The 17,741-nt window shown below is 54.8% G+C and carries 14 protein-coding genes; 10 read left to right on the top strand and 4 right to left on the bottom strand.

Annotated features, from left to right (window positions below; all coding sequences use genetic code 11):
* Window positions 1–22: 22 nt before the first annotated feature.
* The gene (locus tag BLQ82_RS06100; RefSeq protein ID WP_062520733.1) at window positions 23–796 is read left to right on the top strand and encodes a glycerophosphodiester phosphodiesterase; all 774 of its coding nucleotides are present in this window, start codon (window positions 23–25) and stop codon (window positions 794–796) included.
* Between the two features lie 90 nt (window positions 797–886).
* Here the strand turns inward: BLQ82_RS06100 and BLQ82_RS06095 are convergent, their stop codons facing one another.
* Window positions 887–1,312 (bottom strand): VOC family protein, encoded by a 426-nt coding sequence (locus tag BLQ82_RS06095; protein ID WP_062520736.1) that lies wholly within the window; start codon window positions 1,310–1,312, stop codon window positions 887–889.
* A 114-nt stretch (window positions 1,313–1,426) separates the two neighbouring features.
* Between BLQ82_RS06095 and BLQ82_RS06090 the strand changes: the two genes are divergently transcribed.
* On the top strand, window positions 1,427–2,452 hold the full coding sequence (locus BLQ82_RS06090) for a helix-turn-helix transcriptional regulator (protein ID WP_062520738.1): 1,026 nt from the start codon (window positions 1,427–1,429) through the stop codon (window positions 2,450–2,452).
* 200 nt (window positions 2,453–2,652) lie between these two features.
* Here the strand turns inward: BLQ82_RS06090 and pdxR are convergent, their stop codons facing one another.
* On the bottom strand, window positions 2,653–4,086 hold the full coding sequence (pdxR, locus tag BLQ82_RS06085; RefSeq protein WP_062520739.1) for a MocR-like pyridoxine biosynthesis transcription factor PdxR: 1,434 nt from the start codon (window positions 4,084–4,086) through the stop codon (window positions 2,653–2,655).
* A gap of 102 nt (window positions 4,087–4,188) precedes the next feature.
* Between pdxR and BLQ82_RS06080 the strand changes: the two genes are divergently transcribed.
* The 7 genes from BLQ82_RS06080 to BLQ82_RS06045 all read left to right on the top strand — a co-directional run bounded on the left by BLQ82_RS06080 (window position 4,189) and on the right by BLQ82_RS06045 (window position 11,829).
* Window positions 4,189–4,755 (top strand): GNAT family N-acetyltransferase, encoded by a 567-nt coding sequence (locus BLQ82_RS06080; RefSeq protein WP_062520742.1) that lies wholly within the window; start codon window positions 4,189–4,191, stop codon window positions 4,753–4,755.
* A 163-nt stretch (window positions 4,756–4,918) separates the two neighbouring features.
* The gene (locus BLQ82_RS06075) at window positions 4,919–5,386 is read left to right on the top strand and encodes an Hsp20/alpha crystallin family protein (protein WP_062520744.1); all 468 of its coding nucleotides are present in this window, start codon (window positions 4,919–4,921) and stop codon (window positions 5,384–5,386) included.
* 402 nt (window positions 5,387–5,788) lie between these two features.
* A complete protein-coding gene (locus BLQ82_RS06070; protein ID WP_062520745.1) occupies window positions 5,789–6,784 on the top strand; it encodes a DnaJ C-terminal domain-containing protein in 996 nt (331 codons plus the stop codon).
* A 183-nt stretch (window positions 6,785–6,967) separates the two neighbouring features.
* On the top strand, window positions 6,968–7,267 hold the full coding sequence (locus tag BLQ82_RS06065) for a hypothetical protein (protein WP_208861945.1): 300 nt from the start codon (window positions 6,968–6,970) through the stop codon (window positions 7,265–7,267).
* A 108-nt stretch (window positions 7,268–7,375) separates the two neighbouring features.
* Window positions 7,376–7,723, top strand: coding sequence for a hypothetical protein (locus tag BLQ82_RS06060; protein ID WP_062524887.1), 348 nt, complete (start codon window positions 7,376–7,378; stop codon window positions 7,721–7,723).
* Between the two features lie 315 nt (window positions 7,724–8,038).
* Window positions 8,039–10,681 (top strand): ATP-dependent chaperone ClpB, encoded by a 2,643-nt coding sequence (gene clpB / locus BLQ82_RS06050; RefSeq protein ID WP_062524890.1) that lies wholly within the window; start codon window positions 8,039–8,041, stop codon window positions 10,679–10,681.
* A gap of 344 nt (window positions 10,682–11,025) precedes the next feature.
* Window positions 11,026–11,829 carry an ankyrin repeat domain-containing protein gene (locus BLQ82_RS06045; protein WP_244280707.1) on the top strand — a complete coding sequence of 268 codons (804 nt, stop codon included), beginning with the start codon at window positions 11,026–11,028 and terminating at the stop codon, window positions 11,827–11,829.
* Window positions 11,830–12,627: 798 nt separating this feature from the next.
* On the opposite strand, the gene BLQ82_RS06040 is transcribed toward BLQ82_RS06045, so the two are convergent.
* Window positions 12,628–13,887 (bottom strand): MFS transporter, encoded by a 1,260-nt coding sequence (locus BLQ82_RS06040; RefSeq protein WP_062525280.1) that lies wholly within the window; start codon window positions 13,885–13,887, stop codon window positions 12,628–12,630.
* Window positions 13,888–13,953: 66 nt separating this feature from the next.
* On the bottom strand, window positions 13,954–15,789 hold the full coding sequence (locus BLQ82_RS06035; RefSeq protein ID WP_062524892.1) for a glycosyltransferase family 2 protein: 1,836 nt from the start codon (window positions 15,787–15,789) through the stop codon (window positions 13,954–13,956).
* Between the two features lie 285 nt (window positions 15,790–16,074).
* Here BLQ82_RS06035 and BLQ82_RS06030 point away from each other — a divergent pair, with 285 nt between their 5' ends.
* Entirely contained in the window at window positions 16,075–17,691 is a 1,617-nt protein-coding gene (locus BLQ82_RS06030; RefSeq protein ID WP_062524893.1) for an ABC transporter substrate-binding protein, read from the top strand.
* The last annotated feature ends 50 nt before the right edge of the window (window positions 17,692–17,741 follow it).

Genomic DNA, 17,741 nt, shown 5'->3' with positions numbered 1-17,741 from the left:
GCATGAAGGCGAGGGATCGGAGATGGAGGCAGAAGGAAGGAACTCCTTCCCATTCATAACAGCGCATACTGGCTGCATGGAGACGCTGGACAATACCCTGGATGCCGTGCGGATGGGGATTAAGCTTGGAGCGGATATTGTGGAGGACGATGTGCGGGTGACGAAAGACGGAATTGCGGTACTGGCCCATGATGATATCTGGACCACGGTAGCAGGGCGGAGCATCAGCATCTCAGAGACGAGTTTCGCAGAGCTGAAGAATGTGGAGGTCGCTGTAGATTATGCCGGCAAGCGGGGCAGCATGAACTTCAGCACGCTGGAAGAGATGCTGCGGTTAATTAAGCCGTCCGGAACCATCGCCAATCTCGATCTGAAAGTGGATGAAGCTGTAGACGCTGCTGCAGAACTGGTCCATAGATTAGGTATGCCGGAACAGGTCTTTCTGTCAGGCTGCGAAAGGGAGCGTGCCCTATTGGCACAGCGCAGACAGCCTCAGCTCAGAAAGCTGCTTAATGCAGACATTCAGCTCTTCAGAACCTCGCCTTATGAGTTTGCCGTGGGACAGACCTGCCGGGAGGCACTGGAGGCTTCTTGTTTTGGAATAAACATTTATCATGAAATTGTGACCCCCTGGTTTATGGAGCGCGCCCATGCTTCCGGGCTGCCCGTGTATGTCTGGACCGTGAACGAGACGCGGCTTATGGAGCACTACGCCGATCTTGGCGTTGCCTCTATTACGGCCCGGAATGTGCAGGCATTGGTGGACTTGAAGCAGGCGAGAGCCAATGAAGCATGACCATATTCCTCAATCTGAACTAACCTGCAAACGAGAGAAAAGGCTTGAGCAGCGGAGTCTGCATCAAGCCCAAAACCTACTTTGGGGTATTCACCGTCCCCGCTTCGTGAATATCTGGAAAGCCACACCGAACTTGTCAGTGACCATACCATAAGCGGGACTGAAGTAGACGGGGGCAAGCTCAATATCAACTTGACCGCCTTCTTTTAAAGAGTGGTACAGCTGTTCTGCCTCTGCGGTGCTGTCTGCCGTGATACAGATATTAATGCCATTCCCCGGGAGCAGTGTCTGTCCCTCCTCCAGATCGGCTACAAAAAAGTCCGTCTCTCCGACACGCAGCACAGAGTGGGCAATGCGTGCCTTAGCTTCCTCTGACATCGGTGCATCGGGATTCTGCGGTCCTTCTCCGGCGGTTTGCTTGAAGAGCAGCTTCGCTCCCAGCACCTCCTGATAGAATTCAATCGCCTGCTGTGCATTGCCGTCGAGCAGTATAAAAGGGTTCAGCTGTAATGTCATGTTCCAATCTCTCCCTGTTAATGAATTTGCCGTCTGCAGATGGGCTATGAGTTCATTGTAGGGTATAATAGTGACAAGTGTTGTCATAAATATAAAAAATATTGGAGCTATGCTATGTCAAAATCCAAACGGCTGCTGGATCTGATGATGACCGTCAACCGGAAGCGCAAGTTCACCGTCAAAGAGCTGGCAGAGGAATTCGGTGTGTCCTCCCGGACCATCCTTAGGGATTTGCAGGAGCTGGGCGAGCTGGGTGTGCCGCTCTATTCTGAAGTGGGGCCGCATGGCGGCTACCAGGTGCTGAACGAGAGAATCCTCCCTCCGATTGCGTTTACGGAGGAGGAAGCGGTGGCGATCTTTTTTGCCAGCCATGCCCTGCGCCACTATAAGTACCTGCCCTTCAAGGAAGAGTCTGTGGCCGCATTGCAGAAATTCTATCATTATATGTCCGGAGATGTCCGCGACCGTATTGACGAGATGAAGCACCGGATAGATTTTGTAACCCCGGCGCGGCAGGCGGAGTTTCCCTATCTCGCTATTCTGCTGGAAGCCGCCACAGGGCAGAAAGTGCTGCAGATTGATTATGAAACCAAGGGCAAACGTATGGAGCGGGCCATCCAGCCGATCGGCATCTATGCCAGCAGCGGCTTATGGTATTGCCCGGCCTATTGTTTCCTGCGGGGCGGCATCCGCGTGTTCCGCTGTGACCGGATGCATGCTGTGAAGGTTGACACCGCAGGTCTTGCGCCGCTGGATCTGCGGCATGTTCATCTGGGGAATAGGGAAGCTTACAGCCACTTCCAGCAGGGAGCTGAACAAGAAGAGCGGAAGGAACCCGGGCAGGAAGCAGACGAGAGACCGGGGCGGGTGCCAACTAACGGCAAGGAACAGTCCCGGTTGCATATTGAGCTGACACAAGAAGGGGTTCAGGCATGCGAGGCCGAGCTCTGGTCAGCGTCCTTGCTGCACATCCGTGAAGACGGCACCGGCTGGCTAGGAGGCCAGGTCCCGCGCAATGATCTGCGATTCTTTGCCCGGTTCGTGATTGGCCTGTGCAACGAGGCTGAGGTACAGGAGCCGCCGGAACTGGCCGGGAGGGTTAGGGAGCTGCTTGCCGGGATGCTGGCCAGATATAAGTAGAGTGGTGCCGGGAGGCCTTTCCTGATTATTGTCTTTGTGCAGAATCTATCAGAAGACTCAGAAGTCTATATTTCTGATTGCAGCGCGGTCAACTGGGAATTGGTATTCCTTAATTTCTAAATCTAATTTCCCTGGAGAAAAGATATTTTCTTTATACCCGCCCATATAGACTGAGTTCATAAGAAAATCAAACCATTCCTTTAGAAGGCTGTGGCTTCTAAACCTTTATCCCACACTCCGGCCAGCCGCCGGATGCCCTCCTCAATCCTCTCCTCGGCAATGCCGCCGAAGCCCAGAATAAATTCCGGCTCGTCATGCTCCGGCCTGCTCCACCATGTATAGGACATGGGCGTAACACGGATACCTGCCGCTGCGGCCTTTTCTGCGAGCTGGCGGGCACTGCCGCCGCTGTGAAGGGTGAGCAGAATGTGGAATCCTGCCCCTTGTCCGTGCACGGCTGCTTTTTCCCCGAAATTGCGTTGGATCGCACTCAAAAGCAGATCATGCTTCCTCTGGTAGACCAGACGCATTCTCCGCAAATGCTTCGCAAAGTGCCCCCTCTCCATGAAATAATGCAGCGCTATCTGATTCAGCCGGGAAGCGGAATGCTCCAAGTACAGCTCGCTTTTCAGGCTGTGGTAGTCCGGCACAAGCGACTTGGGCAGCACCATATAATGAATACACAGCGCCGGGGCCAGCGATTGGGCGAAACTGCACATATAGATCACAGGACTGTCTTCCAGGAGTCCCTGCAGCGCGGGAATCGGCCGTCCATGATAGCGGAACTCACCGTCATAATCATCCTCTATAATATAGCTGCTGTTCCTCCGGGCCCACTCCAGCAGCGCCAGCCGGTTCGCAATGGGCATCACCATCCCCCGGGGGAACTGGTGGGAAGGCGAGATGTACACGCAATTTGCTCCGCTTGCGTATAGCTGCGTTACGTCAAGCCCGTCTTCCTGCAGTTGAAGGGGCAAAATCTGAAAGCCATGCCGCTGAAATGCCGCAGGGAGCAGGTGGTATCCCGGATTTTCAATCGCAAGCTTCATCGCCTTCTCCTGAAGCAGGAGTGCCAGAAGCGAGCATAGCGTATACTGGTCGCCGCCGATCACAACCTGCTCTGCTGTGCAGCGCAGCCCGCGGAACTGCCGCAAATGGGCGGCGATGCTCTCCCGCAAGGCAGGTTCTCCCTGTGGATCGCCATATTGCAGCAGATCGGGATTGGCAAGCTGCTCCTGGTAGAGGCTGCGCCATATTTTGTCTGGAAAGAGGGAGAAGTCGTTACGTGAAATATGGAAATCATATGGGTAGGTCCGGGAATCACGCGGGGTAATAGAACGGACCGGCAGCGGTGGACGGTCTGGCTCTGCTGCGGTTCCGCCCAGCCCATGCACCTGTTGTACATAATATCCGCTGCGCGGCCTGCTCACGATGAAGCCCTCGGACAGCAGCTGCTGGTAGGCCAGCTCTACCGGAGTGGTGCTGAGCTGAAGCTGGGCGGCCATGATGCGGATGGAGGGCAGACGGGTGCCCGTAGGCAGCGAGCCGCTGATGATTTCTTTTTTTAAATAGTCATATAGCTGTATGTAGTAAGGTACTCCGCCAGTATCGCTGAGATTCGGGACAAGCAGCATAGGAACTCCTATCTGTCCTTCGAAAAAGGACGGATTTGTCTATTTGTAAGTATACAATTTTGCCATATCATAGAGCTACATTAACGACAGGAGATGAAGAGAATGAGCAGGAACTCCGGCATGTTATGGGGGGAAAAGGTGTATCTGCGCCCGCTGAACGGGGAAGACGCCGAGCTGTATTACCATATGTTCTACGATGCGGAGGCCCGCAGGCTTACGGGAACGCAGAAGCATATTACGAAGGAGCAGATCGCGGCATATATTGAGCGCAAAGCGGAGGATGACAGCGGGGTGCTGCTGCTAATCGCCCTTAAGGACACCGATGAGACCATCGGGGACATCGCCATTCAGGATATGGACCGCAATAACCGTACAGCGAATCTGCGGATCGCTATTGGAGATGAAGCCCATCAGGGAAAGGGCTATGGCCGGGAAGCGCTGCTGCTGATGCTCGACTACGGCTTCGGAATTCTGAATTTGCACCGGATTGAACTCGAGGTTTACGCATATAATAAACGCGCAGCGCATGTGTATGAGTCCATTGGTTTTGTCCGGGAGGGTGTGCGGCGCCAGACGCTTTTCTATAATCATCAGTACCATGATGTGGTAATGATGAGCATGCTGGAGAACGAGTACCGGGAGCGCTACATATCCATGAAGGTCAAATAAGGTCAAAAAGTGAAAAACACTAAAATTTGGTTTAAAAAATGAGCTGAAATGCCGGATTTTCCCGGTTTTTCGGCTTATACAGGTTTTGTCTTCCCCCGGGAGGGGGACTATAATGAAGCCATAGGTCAAATAAAGTCAAAGTCAAATGAGAGGAGAATGTAAAATGTTTGATTTGGTTCCTTTTGGAAAACGCAGAGATGATGCTTTTGGTGTGCTGGCCAAGTCCCTGAATGAAGTGTTTAATGATGATTTTTTTGCACCCATTAAAAGCTCAACGATGTCCTTCCGTACGGATATCCGGGAGAACGAGCAGGCGTATCTGATCGAGGCCGAACTGCCCGGCTTCAAAAAAGAAGAAATCGACATTGATTACGCCAGCCCTTATTTGACGATCAAAGCGGTACGCAAGGAAGACAACAGTGAGGAAAACAAGGACCACCAGGTGGTGCGCAGAGAACGCCGGTATGGGGAGTACGTCCGCCGGTTCTATGTGCAGGATGTTGCCGAGGATGGAATTCGCGCTTCGCTGAAGGACGGCTTGCTGACCCTGTCGGTACCGAAACAGCAGAAACCGCTAGGTAAACGCATTGAGATCCAAGACGATGGTTCATCCGGAGAGCGGCTTCAATAAAAGCTTCGTAAAAGCTTCAATACCAGGAAGTTGGCAGGTACGGCGCTATGCGGCAGGCCTCCGGGGGAAGCGGAGTGCCTGCTGCACCGCTGAAGTGTAGAAGGAAGCAGATGTTCAAGTCCGGCTGGATCGGCTGGTAAAAGGGATTCCCGGGCCGGCGGCCAGCGCCGTTCCCTCTAAGGTCCCTGCAGGAACAGCGGATTCACCGGGCTTTTCATATAGCACCATCATACAGGCGCATTGTAGTGGGGATTCCGGCTATGGTGCGCCTTTTTACGGAATTGGAAATTCTATAGGGCAGCAGAGTCCCACACAGCAACATAAACAGGCCGGAAAACAGGGTAATAGATAATAAAGAACAGATGAATGGTACGGCTCAGCTTATGAAAGGAGGAGATACCGTTGGCGGCAAACTATTATGAAGCATTGGGTGTAGGGGAAAAGGCCTCCAAGCAGGAAATCAAAAAAGCCTACCAGAGGCTTGCCAAGAAATGGCATCCCGATGTTAATAAGGCCCCAGAGGCGGAGGCCAAGTTCAAGGAAGCGGCGGAAGCATATGAAGTGCTGGGCAATGATGAGAAAAGAAAAGCCTATGATCAGGAGCTTCACTACGGATTCGGCGGCGCAGCCAGCAGCGGGGCGCGGCGCAGCGGAGCTTCTTCGTCGGCGTATGGGGATTCACCTTTTGGCGCGGGATGGGGCGGAAGCTCCTCCTTCGGCGGGAGTATTCCTGATGATGATTTGTTTGGAATGTTTTTTGGCAGCCGGGGGGCGGCGGACCGGGCGGGGTTTGATTTCTTCTCCGGCAGCACCGCCGCCGGCAGCCCATTCGGTGAAGCCCGGAGCACGATGCAGGCGCAGCTTGAAGTTTCACTGGAGCAAGCATACAAAGGCGGCAGCATCCGGGTTCAGGTGGGCGGCAGGGATGTGAACGTCAGCATTCCGCCGCGTTCCGCTGAGGGGACGGTTATCCGGATTCCCGGCAGCAGCGGGAATGGGGCGGTGCAAGGCGGTGATCTGCTGATCTCCCTGCATCTGCTGCCGCATGACATTTACGAACCGGACGCCGGAGATCTGTACGGCACAGTGGAGATTGCGCCTTGGCAGGCCGTGCTCGGCGGCGAAGCCAAGGTGCCGCTGCCGGACGGCAGCAGCGTGAAGCTGAAGATCCCGGCCGGGATGGCGGGCGGTCAAACGCTGCGCCTCTCCGGCAAGGGGCTGAAGCGCCCGGATGGCGCGAACGGAGACATTCTGTTCGCGGTAGAGATTGTGATTCCCGCCGGGTTAACGGAGGCGGAGAAGAAGCTGTACCGCCAGCTGGCCGAAGCTGGCAGCTTCCAGGCCGGGCCCAAGCGGAAGGGCCCGGGGGCTTCGCGGCGCAAGGCTGCGATGGGCTAAGCGCCGTGCCGGCCGCTGGCGGCACTGGCCGCCGGGCGGGCGAGCCCGGCGGGGCTTGACGGAAGCGGGGCTTGGCGGAAACAACGGCAATCTGCCGTTGTCGAGCGACCTGCGATGACCGGAACTAAGGAAATAAGAGGTAAAGCTACCCTTGAATTCGGCGCAGGCGGGCGGTACGAGGGAATGAGAGGTAAAAGTACCTTTGAATTGGCCGCAGGTGGGCGATATGAGGAAATGAGAGGTAAAAGTACCCTTGAATTCGTCGCAGGCGGGCGGTACGAGGGAATGAGAGGTAAAAGTACCTTTGATTTCGGCGCAGGTGGGCGATATGAGGAAATGAAAGGTAAAAATACCCTTGAATTCGCCGCAGGCGGGCGATACGAGAGAATGAGAGGTAAAAGTACCTTTGAATTGGCCGCAGGTGGGCGATATGAGGAAATGAGAGGTAAAAATACCCTTGATTTCGGCGCAGGCGGGCGATAGGAGGGAATGAGAGGTAAAAGTACCTTTGAATTCGTCGCAGGCGGGCGATATGAGGAAATGAAAGGTAAAAATACCCTTGAATTCGCCGCAGGCGGGCGATAGGAGGGAATGAGAGGTAAAAGTACCCTTGATTTCGGCGCAGGTGGGCGGTATGAGGAAATGAAAGGTAAAAGTACCTTTGAATTCGCCGCAGGCGGGCGATACGAGAGAATGAGAGGTAAAAGTACCCTTGAATTCGCCGCAGGCGGGCGGTATGAGGAAATGAAAGGTAAAAGTACCTTTGAATTCGCTGCAGGCGGGCGATATGAGAGAATGAGAGGTAAAAGTACCTTTGAATTCGGCGCAGGTGGGCGGTATGAGGGAATGAGAGGTAAAAGTACCCTTGAATCCGCCGCAGGCGGGCGGTATGAGGGAATGAGAGGTAAAACCTTTGAATTCTCCGGGGACGACTATTGATTGTTTGAGCTTCGGCAGAAGTGTTGCAGCTGGGTTTGGTGCAAACAACGGCAGAAGTGCCGCTGTTTGGTGCGTGGTAGTCGGTTTTGGTGGGAACAACGGCAAAAGTGCCGTTGTTTGGCGCGTGGTAGCCAAGTTTGGTGCAAACAACGGCAAAAATGCCTTTGTTGGGAGCGTGGTAGCCGGGTTTGGTGGAAACAACGGCAGAAATGCCGTTGTTGGGCGGATAGGCCGCCCCAAACGTCCTGCCATCGACGCGGGCGGCGGCCCGGAGTCACGTGCGAGCAAGCAAATTACTGAAAGGTGATGAAGGAGATGGACTTCAACAAATTAACACAAAAGCTGCAGGAGGCGGTTGCCGCAGCGCAGTCGCTGGCAGCCGCTGCCGGGCATCAGGAGATTGACAATCTCCATCTGCTCAAGGCGCTGCTCCAGCAGCATGAGGGTCTTCTGCCGCGCCTGCTGCAGAAGATGAATATTCCTGTACCCGAGCTGCTGCAGGGTACGGAGGCACTGCTGCAGCGGAAGCCTAGCGTCAGCGGCTCCGGGGCAGGGACAATGCGGCGGTATGCATCGCCGTCGCTGATCGCTGTGCTGGAGCAGGCAGAGAAGGAAGCCGCGCAGATGCAGGATGAATTTGTGGCGGTGGAGCACGCTGTGCTTGCGATGGTGTCCGATTCCAGCAGCGGGAACCGGGAGCTGCGCGGGCTGTTTACCAGCCGCGGCGTGACGCGCGACAAGCTGCTGGAAGTGCTTGCTGAGATCCGCGGGCATCAGCGTGTGACCAGCCGTGAGCCGGAAGCAACCTATGAGGTGCTGGAGAAATACGGCCGTGATCTGGTGGCCGAGGTGCGGGCGGGCAAGATTGATCCCGTCATTGGGCGCGATGGAGAGATCCGCCGGGTGATCCGCATTCTCTCCCGCAAAACGAAAAACAACCCGGTGCTGATCGGGGAGCCCGGCGTAGGGAAGACAGCGATTGTTGAAGGACTCGCCCACCGGATAGTCCGCAAGGATGTGCCGGAGGGGCTAAAGGATAAGACGATCTTTTCGCTGGATATGAGCGCGCTGATCGCCGGGGCCAAGTACCGTGGGGAATTTGAGGAACGGCTGCAGGCAGTGCTGAAGGAAATCCGTGAAAGCGACGGACGGATCATTCTCTTCATCGATGAACTGCATACGATTGTCGGCGCGGGCAAAACGGAAGGCGCGATGGACGCAGGCAATATGCTGAAGCCCATGCTGGCGCGCGGTGAGCTGCACTGTATCGGTGCGACGACGCTGGATGAATACCGCAAATATATTGAGAAGGACCCGGCGCTGGAACGCCGCTTCCAGCAGGTGCTGGTCAGCGAGCCGGATGTGGAGGATACGATCTCGATTTTGCGCGGATTAAAGGAACGTTTCGAGGTCCATCACGGGGTGAAAATCCATGACAGCGCGCTCGTGGCCGCCGGTGTATTGTCGAACCGGTATATTACGGACCGTTTTTTACCGGACAAGGCGATTGACCTGGTCGATGAAGCCTGTGCGATGATCCGTACGGAGATTGATTCCATGCCGGGCGAGATGGATGAAGTGACCCGCCGCCTGATGCAGATGGAGATCGAAGAGGCTGCGCTCAAAAAAGAAACCGACGATGCCAGCAAGCGCCGCCTGGAAACCCTGCAGCGTGAGCTGGCGGATCTCAAGGAAAAACATCTGGAAATGACGGCGCGTTGGGAGAAGGAAAAGTCAGCCATTCAGGGTTTGCGTGAGCTGAAGAAGAAACTGGAACAGGCCCGCAAGGACCTGGTGGATGCCCAGGAGGTTTACGATCTTAATAAATCTGCCGAGCTGAGCTACGGCATTATCCCCGACCTGGAGCGGCAGCTCAAGGCAGCGGAGGAGGCGGCGTCGCAGGATCAGGAGAGCCGGCTGCTGCGTGAAGCTGTGACCGAAGAGGAAATCGCTGATATTGTATCCCGTTGGACTGGGGTTCCTGTAAGCAGACTCGTGGAAGGCGAGCGGGATAAGCTCCTGCGGCTGGAGGATACGCTGCATGAGCGGGTAGTCGGGCAGGAGGAGGCCGTCCGGCTGGTAGCCGATGCTGTGCTCCGGGCCAGAGCGGGCATCAAAGACCCGAACCGGCCAATTGGCTCATTCCTGTTCCTGGGGCCGACCGGTGTCGGGAAGACGGAGCTGGCGAAAGCGTTGGCGGTATCGCTTTTTGACCGCGAAGACGGCATGATCCGCATTGATATGTCGGAGTATATGGAGAAGCACAGCGTTTCCCGCCTTGTCGGTGCGCCTCCGGGGTATGTAGGGTATGAGGAAGGCGGCCAGCTCACCGAAGCGGTACGCCGCCAGCCATATACCGTGGTGCTGCTGGACGAGGTGGAAAAAGCCCATCCTGATGTGTTCAACATCCTCCTGCAGCTGCTGGATGACGGACGGCTGACCGATTCACAGGGCCGGATGGTAGACTTCAAGAATACGATTATCATCATGACCTCAAACATCGGCTCGCCGCATCTTATTCAGGGTACCGATGACAACGGGGAGCTTACGAATGCGGTCAAGGACCGGGTCATGAAGGAGCTGAGCAGCCATTTCCGGCCGGAGTTTTTGAACCGTGTGGACGACATTGTGATGTTCAAGCCGCTCCAACTGGATGAGATTGAACAGATTGTTGTTAAATTGGTGGATGGACTCCGTCTGCGTCTGGCTGACCGCGGCGTTGGCCTTGCGCTTAGCGAATCAGCCGTACGTTTTATCGCCAGGGAAGGCTTCGATCCGGTATACGGCGCAAGACCGCTGAAACGGTTCATCCAGCGCAGCCTGGAGACCCGTGTGGCGCGTGCGCTGATCGCCGGTGAGGCAGAAGAAGGCTCCGTAATGGAGGTCAACGAAGCCGGAGGAGAACTCTCCGTAACGATTACCCACCCGAAGCCGGCTGAGGCGCTGAACTCTATCTGATTGAAGGGGATGTGTGCCGGATTCTGAATGGGTACAAAGCCGATAGCTGACACTTTTACACAATGAAACAGGCTTGAATGATGAGTTGAAGTGAAATTTGAGGCAGTCAGAACATTCCAGAATTCCAGCCAGTAAACCGGATATCGTGTAGAAGAAAGTAAAATTGAAGGCATCGGACAAAAAAGCTTATAGTATAGTCATGTTATACGAGGAGTGTGTGTTATGCTCATCAACCTCCGCTGGCATTCGGTAAAATCACAATAAAAAATGTCGAATATATAGCAGGCTTCGGGCAGGACTAGGTTTGGCGGTTGCGAGAGAGCAGGAACGGAGGTTCTTATCTTATGTGCGGGGAGAAAGATATGCCCTTTGTATCAAAAGACAACCCGCTGGTAGTTTCCGTGATTAAAGCGATTCGTACTGGCGATGTCCCATCGTTAAGGCGGCTGCTTGCCGGGAGTTCCGGGCTGGTTACGTCAAGAATTACCGGAATAGACGACGAGTACAACAGCAGGGGGGAGTCGCGTACTCTGTTGCATGTAGTCACCGATTGGCCCGGCCATTTCCCAAACAATGTTGCGATAGCTGCCGCGCTGATAGAGGCCGGTGCCGACGTGAACGCCCGATTTACCGGACCGCACAGCGAGACGCCGCTTCATTGGGCTGCGAGCTGCGATGACATCGAAGTGCTTGACATGCTTCTCGATTCCGGTGCCGACATCGAGGCTCCCGGCGCTGTCATCGCCGGTGGAACGCCACTGGATGACGCAGTGGCGTTCGCACAATGGCGGGCGGCGCACAGGTTGATTGAGCGCGGGGCCAAGTTCGCTCTTTGGCATGCGGCCGCGCTGGGTCTGCTTGACGCTATGGAGGCGCACTTCGCCGGAGAATCGCTTTCACAGCGATACCCTTGGGGAGCGGGACATCCTTCACCTCCGGACGAAGTGACCGTCGCTTTCTGGTGTGCTTGCCACGGCGGGCAGCGACACGCCGCCAAATACCTGCTTGATCGAAAGGCTGAGCTGAACTGGATTGCGGTGTGGGATCGCCTCACCCCCCTGGACGCTGCTATGCGCAGTAATGCTGCTGATTTGGCACAGTGGTTGCGCGGTCTGGGCGCTAAATCCGCACAAGAGCTAGTACCTTGACCGGATATGATTCTAGTTTCATGCACTTCCTATAGGGAAAATGTGGTAGGGCCGCAGATGGACAAAAAACACACGAATATGTTCGCAAAGGAAGAAATGTTCGCAAAGGAAGCTGCAGCCTGTTTCTGTTCACGGAGCCGCCCGCCGGATGACGTCACGTGCAGGCTTCGGAAAGACGTATGAAAACTTTGCACCTGAACAGGCGTTGGCCTTGACGAAACGGTTGGAAATCAGTCGAATTTGATAGCCCTTTTGATCCTTTTTCCAAATAGCGCTTGCGAAGAAGTAGCTGAGCAGTGCTAGTTGGAAAAAGGGAACTTATTTCTTCCCAAAACCAACAATTGTGGAATTTAAGTGGAAAAAGGAAACTTAACTAGGCCCTATTCCCTCGGCAGGGGCAAAATGAGCTGAATTAGTGTACCTTTTTCCACTTCACCTGCGGAGAATAGGGTGCTGGGGCAAATTAGTGTACCTTTTTTCCACTTGTAATGGCCGAAGGACTCGTAAAGGGTTCTCCAGGCAACGCTAAACTACGGGTACCGTCCTAATAAGGACGGCGTAGCCGTTTCTGCTTGTTTTCCCCGTTATCCGGGGGAAGCAGAAACCAACGGAAACAAACGTCCGCAAGCCGTAAAGGCGGGGACGCTTGTTAATATTACGCCTGGATTTATATGTTTCACGCCACAAATCATCCTTATATTTCTCGCAAAAACGTACCGTCCTTTTATAAGACGGTACGTTTCTGCTTGCGGAAAACCAGTTCCTTCCCGCCCAGTGCAGCTTGTGTTATACGCTGCCCTACATCAACTGCCCTCTGACCTTTAAATGGCGGTATAGCCAATATGCCGAAACCGAGCACAGCAGCGCGCACAGTCCGATGAAGCCGTAGCCGGCCTGCAGTCCGCGCAGCAGCCCGGTGCCATCCTCCTGCCCCCCGGAGAACAGCTGCTTGATCCCCTCGGTGATCGCACCGATGAAGTAATTGCCGAGGACGCTGGCCACACCCATCAGAGTGACGATGAAGGTGATGGCCGTATCGCTGCCCTGGCGGTAGCGGTCGGCGATCAGTGCCATAATGGTCGGGTAGATGGGTGCGATGCCGACACCGGCGATGGCGAACAGGATCGCACCCGATTCGCCCCAGAGAATGGCGGCGAATGTGCAGATACCCGAGAAGGCAGAGAACAAAATCAGGGACAGGGCGAAGCCGATTTTGTCGGTCACAGGACCCAGCACAAGCCGGGCCAGTGTGAAGCAGAGGAAGAAGGCGGACAGCATGCCCGCAGCGGATGAAGACGGCCAGCCGTAGGCTTTTTCCAGAAAATTAACCAGCCAGCCGCCCACGGCCAGCTCCGAAATAACGCCGAACGAGAGAACGGCTACCAGCAGCCAGATAACCGGATCACGGGAAATGGCGGAGAGCGGAATCCGGTCTTCTGTAAGTGTGGCATCACCGGGGAATTTGCCCAGAACAGCTGGAATCATCGGAATCACCGACAGCATGAGAATCAGCAGATAGACTCCCCGCCAATCCAGCATATGGCCGAACAAAGTCACCGTCATCAGCCCGGAGGAGATCAGCGGGGCGACTGTCGAACTTAGGCCGTAGAAGAAGTGCGACAGGTTCATCATGGTTCCCGTATTTTTTACAAAGATTCTTGCCCCGAGCACGGCGAGCCCGATCTCCAGCATGCCGTTGCCGATATACATCAGGAAAAAAGATCCTGACAGCGCCGGATAGCTATGCGAGAGAAAGATGAACACACCAGATATGGCCATGGAACCGAAGGAGAGCAGACTGACCGCCTTGATGCCGATTTTGCGGATCAGCAGGGCGGTAAACGTGCATGCCAGCAGATACCCGAGGGAGTTCAGGGACAACAGGGTGCCCAGCTGCATCTCATCAAGCCGCAGATCGCTCTGGATGCGCGGGATGGCTGGACCTTTGATATTTTCAGAAAAGCCGAAGACCAGAAAGCCGATGAATACGGTCAGCAGTTGCAGCGTATAATTGCGTTTGGATGAAGCGGAATTAAGAGACGAGTCAGCTTTCAAAATGTACCTCCTGAAGTTTATGTGCGCCGGATTAAGGGTCAAACCGCATGAGGCTCATTATACCACCGTTCACTCTGTCCAAGGAACCAAATTTGGATGCGGATCCAGAATGGACCTGTATTGCTCTTTCCAGCCGTATTGCCCATCGGGATCAAGCAGCATATAGCGCAGATATTTGTCCAGCCGGTATTCCGCCTTGGACCAGCCCAGATGCTTCAGCCGCAGATTGCTTAACAGATGGGGGAGCTCAAAAATATTCTCCGGCAGCCGCCCGCAATGCTGCGGAAGATCATTCCACTCAAAATTGAAATCTTTTCGGTAGCGGAGCAGAAAGGGGCGGTACCGCAGATGGGAGCGCCAGTATTCATCTTCACGGTAATGCCGGTCGTCCCAGAAATCGTACAGCCGGAAGCAGAACAGGTCGCAGCTCTCTTCACGGAGCAGGCTGTCGATATCACTGGCGAACCTGTCTTCAAAAATCTCATCCGCATCCAGACAGAGAATCCATTCAGGATCGCTCTTCACGACCTCCTCCCACTGCTGCTTGCGCAGCTCGGATTCATTGCTGAACTTGGAGACGCTGTTGCGCACAAGGTGCAGCGGAATACCCTGCAGAACCTCCCGGCAGATCTCAGCCGTGTCATCGGTGCTGCCATCGTCAATGATAACGGCCTCGTCGATGTACTTGCGGTGCACCTGCAGAACCTGCCGCAGGAAGCGCTGGCCTTCATTTTTGACCACCATGGTTAAGGTCAGCTTCGGCCGGGGGGAAGTGCCCCGCTCTGTCGAAGCTGCGGCAAATTCAGCCGCCGCCCGGCCGGCTTTTTGGCCGCCTGTCTCCTCTTGCTGCAGCGGGTCCTTGCTCAGGCGCTGCCGGGCCGCAGCTTCCGTCCAAGGCCGGGTCCCGTCCTCGGCGGCGGATGGTGCCGCTTGCTCTTCCTCCGCGTCTGCCGCTGTCACTGTCACTGTATTGGCTTCCGTTCTCCCCGGTGCATCCGCCTTGTCCGCTGATCCGGCCTTAGATCCCTGGACGTCTTCGGCCGTCCTCTCATGGATTGCGGCCTTCCTGGACGGGTCATCCGGCTCGACCACCGTCGTGAGCCTGATGAAATCCGGCACCTTGTCGAGGTCGCTGTCCCTGTACAGGTGGAGCGCGGGATAGTGGGTATCCACATAGAGCGGGATGCCCAGGGCGGCAGCGCGGATGCAGAAGTGGCGGTCTTCGCCCCAGTAAGAGATATTGCGGATTCTGTCATAGCTTGCGCCTGAAGCAATGGCCCGGCTGCTGATCAGAGTGCAGGCGCCCAGACCGCCGACCTCATAAATGCCCGGTACCTGCAGTTTGGCCAGGAATGCATGGAATCTGCGGTTGATCTCTTCCCGGCTGAGCTGTTCGCCCGGTTCTGCTTCCCATTGATTGTATTCATCATGCATCCAGACCTGAGGCTGCAGGATAGTTCCCGGTTGCCACTGTGTCCAGAACACCTCGGAAATAATATCCCTGCCGGTTCCGATCAGATGCAGGAGGGTGTCCGGATGCAGGATCAGATCGGAATCGATCAGGAACAGATAATCGTAGCTGAAGGCTTCGGCCCGCCGGATCATCAGATTTTTGAAGCCTGCGACCTTCCAGACCAGGTTCGAATTCCAGAAATGGGTGGTATCGTTGCGGATATAGGCATCATGGAGCCCGGAGGATTGGAGGAAAACTTCATTTCTGCTGGCTGCGAAGGTATCGAGCAGGCGGCTGGATTCCTCCTCGTCGTTGTCATCGATCAGATAGAAATTCAGTTCCAGACCCTCGCGCCGCAAGCGCAGCAGGGAGTCCAGGAACTCCTGCAGAATGTGCGGCTTCTGGTGAATCGGGCTGCCGATCAGCACCCGCTTCTTGCTCTTGCTCATCATAGTCCACTCCAGTACAAAGAGGTGTAATGGTTATATGTATTCAATATATTTACAGAAGTACTGGACTAACCCTCATTTTTAACGGAATCCGGCAAAAGGCCGGGTCTGCGGGTGGAATGTTTACAGCACCATCCATGGGAGAGGAAGGCCCCCGAAGGGCCTGCTGGCCATTTTCCTGCGTGTTACAGTTATGTTAATTCCAAACCATTGTAATTCCTAGTATTCCGATATATAATTCAAAAACAAAGAGTGAAGCTGCTTATAGACAATGGAGGAGAGAAAGATATGCGTAGAGGGTTATCTGGGGTTATAGCTATAGTATTGTTAACATTTTTGATTAGTGCGTGCTCCGGGGGGAATAACGCGGCATCACCGGCAGCAAGCGGTACACCTGCGGAATCACAGCAGCCGGCTGCGGGCGAAGGGCCGAAAGATGGTGGAAGCCTGATTATCGGAGTTGCAGCCGACCCGGTAGTGCTTAATCCGAACTATGCGGGGGACCGTGTCAGCCTGACTATTGACCAGGCGCTGTACGCGCCGCTGTTCCAGGTCAACAACGGGAAGAAAACCTTTTATCTGGCGGACAGTCTGACACCATCTGCCGATAATCTTACCTATACATTGAAGCTGAAGAGCGGACTTACCTGGCATGACGGGGAGAAGCTTACCGCCGATGACGTAGTGTTCACTGTTGAGAAGATTCTGGATGAGAAGCAGAACAGCTTCCTGCGGGCCAACTTCCTGATTAACGACAAACCGGTCACAGCCACGAAGGTGGACGATCTCACTGTGGAATTCAAGCTGCCGCAGGTCAGCCCGGCTTTTGAAGCTACGCTGGTGCAGGTCACTCCGATTCCTAAGCATATTTTTGAGAACGAGACTGATATTGAGAAAAGCACCAAAAATGCTGCTCCGGTGGGCTCCGGTCCCTTCAAATTCAAAGAATACAAGGCAGGCGAATATCTGACGCTGGAACGTTTCGACAACTACTTCGGCGGCAAGCCGCACCTGGATTCGGTCACTTACCGGATTGCCAAGGATACGAATGCCGCGAACCTGGCCCTGCAGAATGGCGAGATTAACGTGCAGTACCTGGATCCGAAGGATGTAAGCACCATTCAAGCTACCAACAACTTTGAAATCCTGCCTTACGCCGAAGGGCGCTTGTCCTATCTCATGTTCAATGCGAACAGTGATACCGGTGCCCTGGCCAAAAAAGAAGTCCGTCAAGCCCTGTCACTGGCGCTCAGCCGTGATGAAATTATTCAGACCGCCTACACTTCGGGCGAGTATGCCGATCCGGCCAAGTCTTTCCTGACCCCGGATGCACTATACTTCACTAACGATGTGCCTACCTACGATAATGATCCAGCCAAGGCCAAAGAACTGCTGCAATCGGCAGGAGTCAGCAATCTGAAGCTGAGATTTATCGTACAGAGCGGCAACAAGGCGCAGGAAGCCATCTCGCTGTACGTGCAGCAGAAGCTGAAGGCAATCGGCGTGGAGGTTGAACTGCAGAATATGGATTCCTCTGCCTGGGTGCAGAAGTTCATCGACCTGAAATCCACCGATTATGAACTGGCCCTGACCGGCTATATTATGGGCTATGATCCGGATGCTTACCGCATTCTGTTCACCTCCGGAGCGTCTTCGAACTATTCGCATTATGCAAACCCGGAAGTCGACAAGCTGCTGAATGAAGGTGCGGGTGAAGCCGACACAGCCAAACGTGCGGAAATTTACAAAAAAGCGCAGGAGCTCGTCGCCCAGGATGCGCCGATCTATCCAATTGCTTATACCAAAACCGTTGTCGCTGTATCCAAGAACTATGGCGGTCTTGAAGAAGCGGTGCTGAAGCCTGTTGTTATTTTCGAAGACCTGTCCAAGATCTACCAGAAATAAGCGCGGGGAAAATAAGTGCGGGAAAAAATAAGCTGGGCCGCCCGGCTTAT

This window comes from Paenibacillus jilunlii, from assembly GCF_900102965.1.
Taxonomy (GTDB): domain Bacteria; phylum Bacillota; class Bacilli; order Paenibacillales; family Paenibacillaceae; genus Paenibacillus_AQ; species Paenibacillus_AQ jilunlii.
The sequence above is the reverse complement of the archived record's forward strand: the minus strand, read 5'-3'. Positions and strand labels throughout refer to the sequence as shown.

What these genes read in the sequence shown, in the direction of transcription:
- BLQ82_RS06090 (WP_062520738.1), top strand. Translation starts at nt 1,427, where the DNA reads ATGTCAAAATCCAAACGGCTGCTGGATCTGATGATGACCGTCAACCGG.
- BLQ82_RS06095 (WP_062520736.1), bottom strand. Translation starts at nt 1,312, where the DNA reads ATGACATTACAGCTGAACCCTTTTATACTGCTCGACGGCAATGCACAG.
- pdxR (WP_062520739.1), bottom strand. Translation starts at nt 4,086, where the DNA reads ATGCTGCTTGTCCCGAATCTCAGCGATACTGGCGGAGTACCTTACTAC.
- clpB (WP_062524890.1), top strand. Translation starts at nt 8,039, where the DNA reads ATGGACTTCAACAAATTAACACAAAAGCTGCAGGAGGCGGTTGCCGCA.
- BLQ82_RS06080 (WP_062520742.1), top strand. Translation starts at nt 4,189, where the DNA reads ATGAGCAGGAACTCCGGCATGTTATGGGGGGAAAAGGTGTATCTGCGC.
- BLQ82_RS06075 (WP_062520744.1), top strand. Translation starts at nt 4,919, where the DNA reads ATGTTTGATTTGGTTCCTTTTGGAAAACGCAGAGATGATGCTTTTGGT.
- BLQ82_RS06100 (WP_062520733.1), top strand. Translation starts at nt 23, where the DNA reads ATGGAGGCAGAAGGAAGGAACTCCTTCCCATTCATAACAGCGCATACT.
- BLQ82_RS06060 (WP_062524887.1), top strand. Translation starts at nt 7,376, where the DNA reads ATGAGAGGTAAAAGTACCCTTGATTTCGGCGCAGGTGGGCGGTATGAG.
- BLQ82_RS06035 (WP_062524892.1), bottom strand. Translation starts at nt 15,789, where the DNA reads ATGATGAGCAAGAGCAAGAAGCGGGTGCTGATCGGCAGCCCGATTCAC.
- BLQ82_RS06065 (WP_208861945.1), top strand. Translation starts at nt 6,968, where the DNA reads ATGAGAGGTAAAAGTACCTTTGAATTGGCCGCAGGTGGGCGATATGAG.
- BLQ82_RS06030 (WP_062524893.1), top strand. Translation starts at nt 16,075, where the DNA reads ATGCGTAGAGGGTTATCTGGGGTTATAGCTATAGTATTGTTAACATTT.
- BLQ82_RS06045 (WP_244280707.1), top strand. Translation starts at nt 11,026, where the DNA reads ATGTGCGGGGAGAAAGATATGCCCTTTGTATCAAAAGACAACCCGCTG.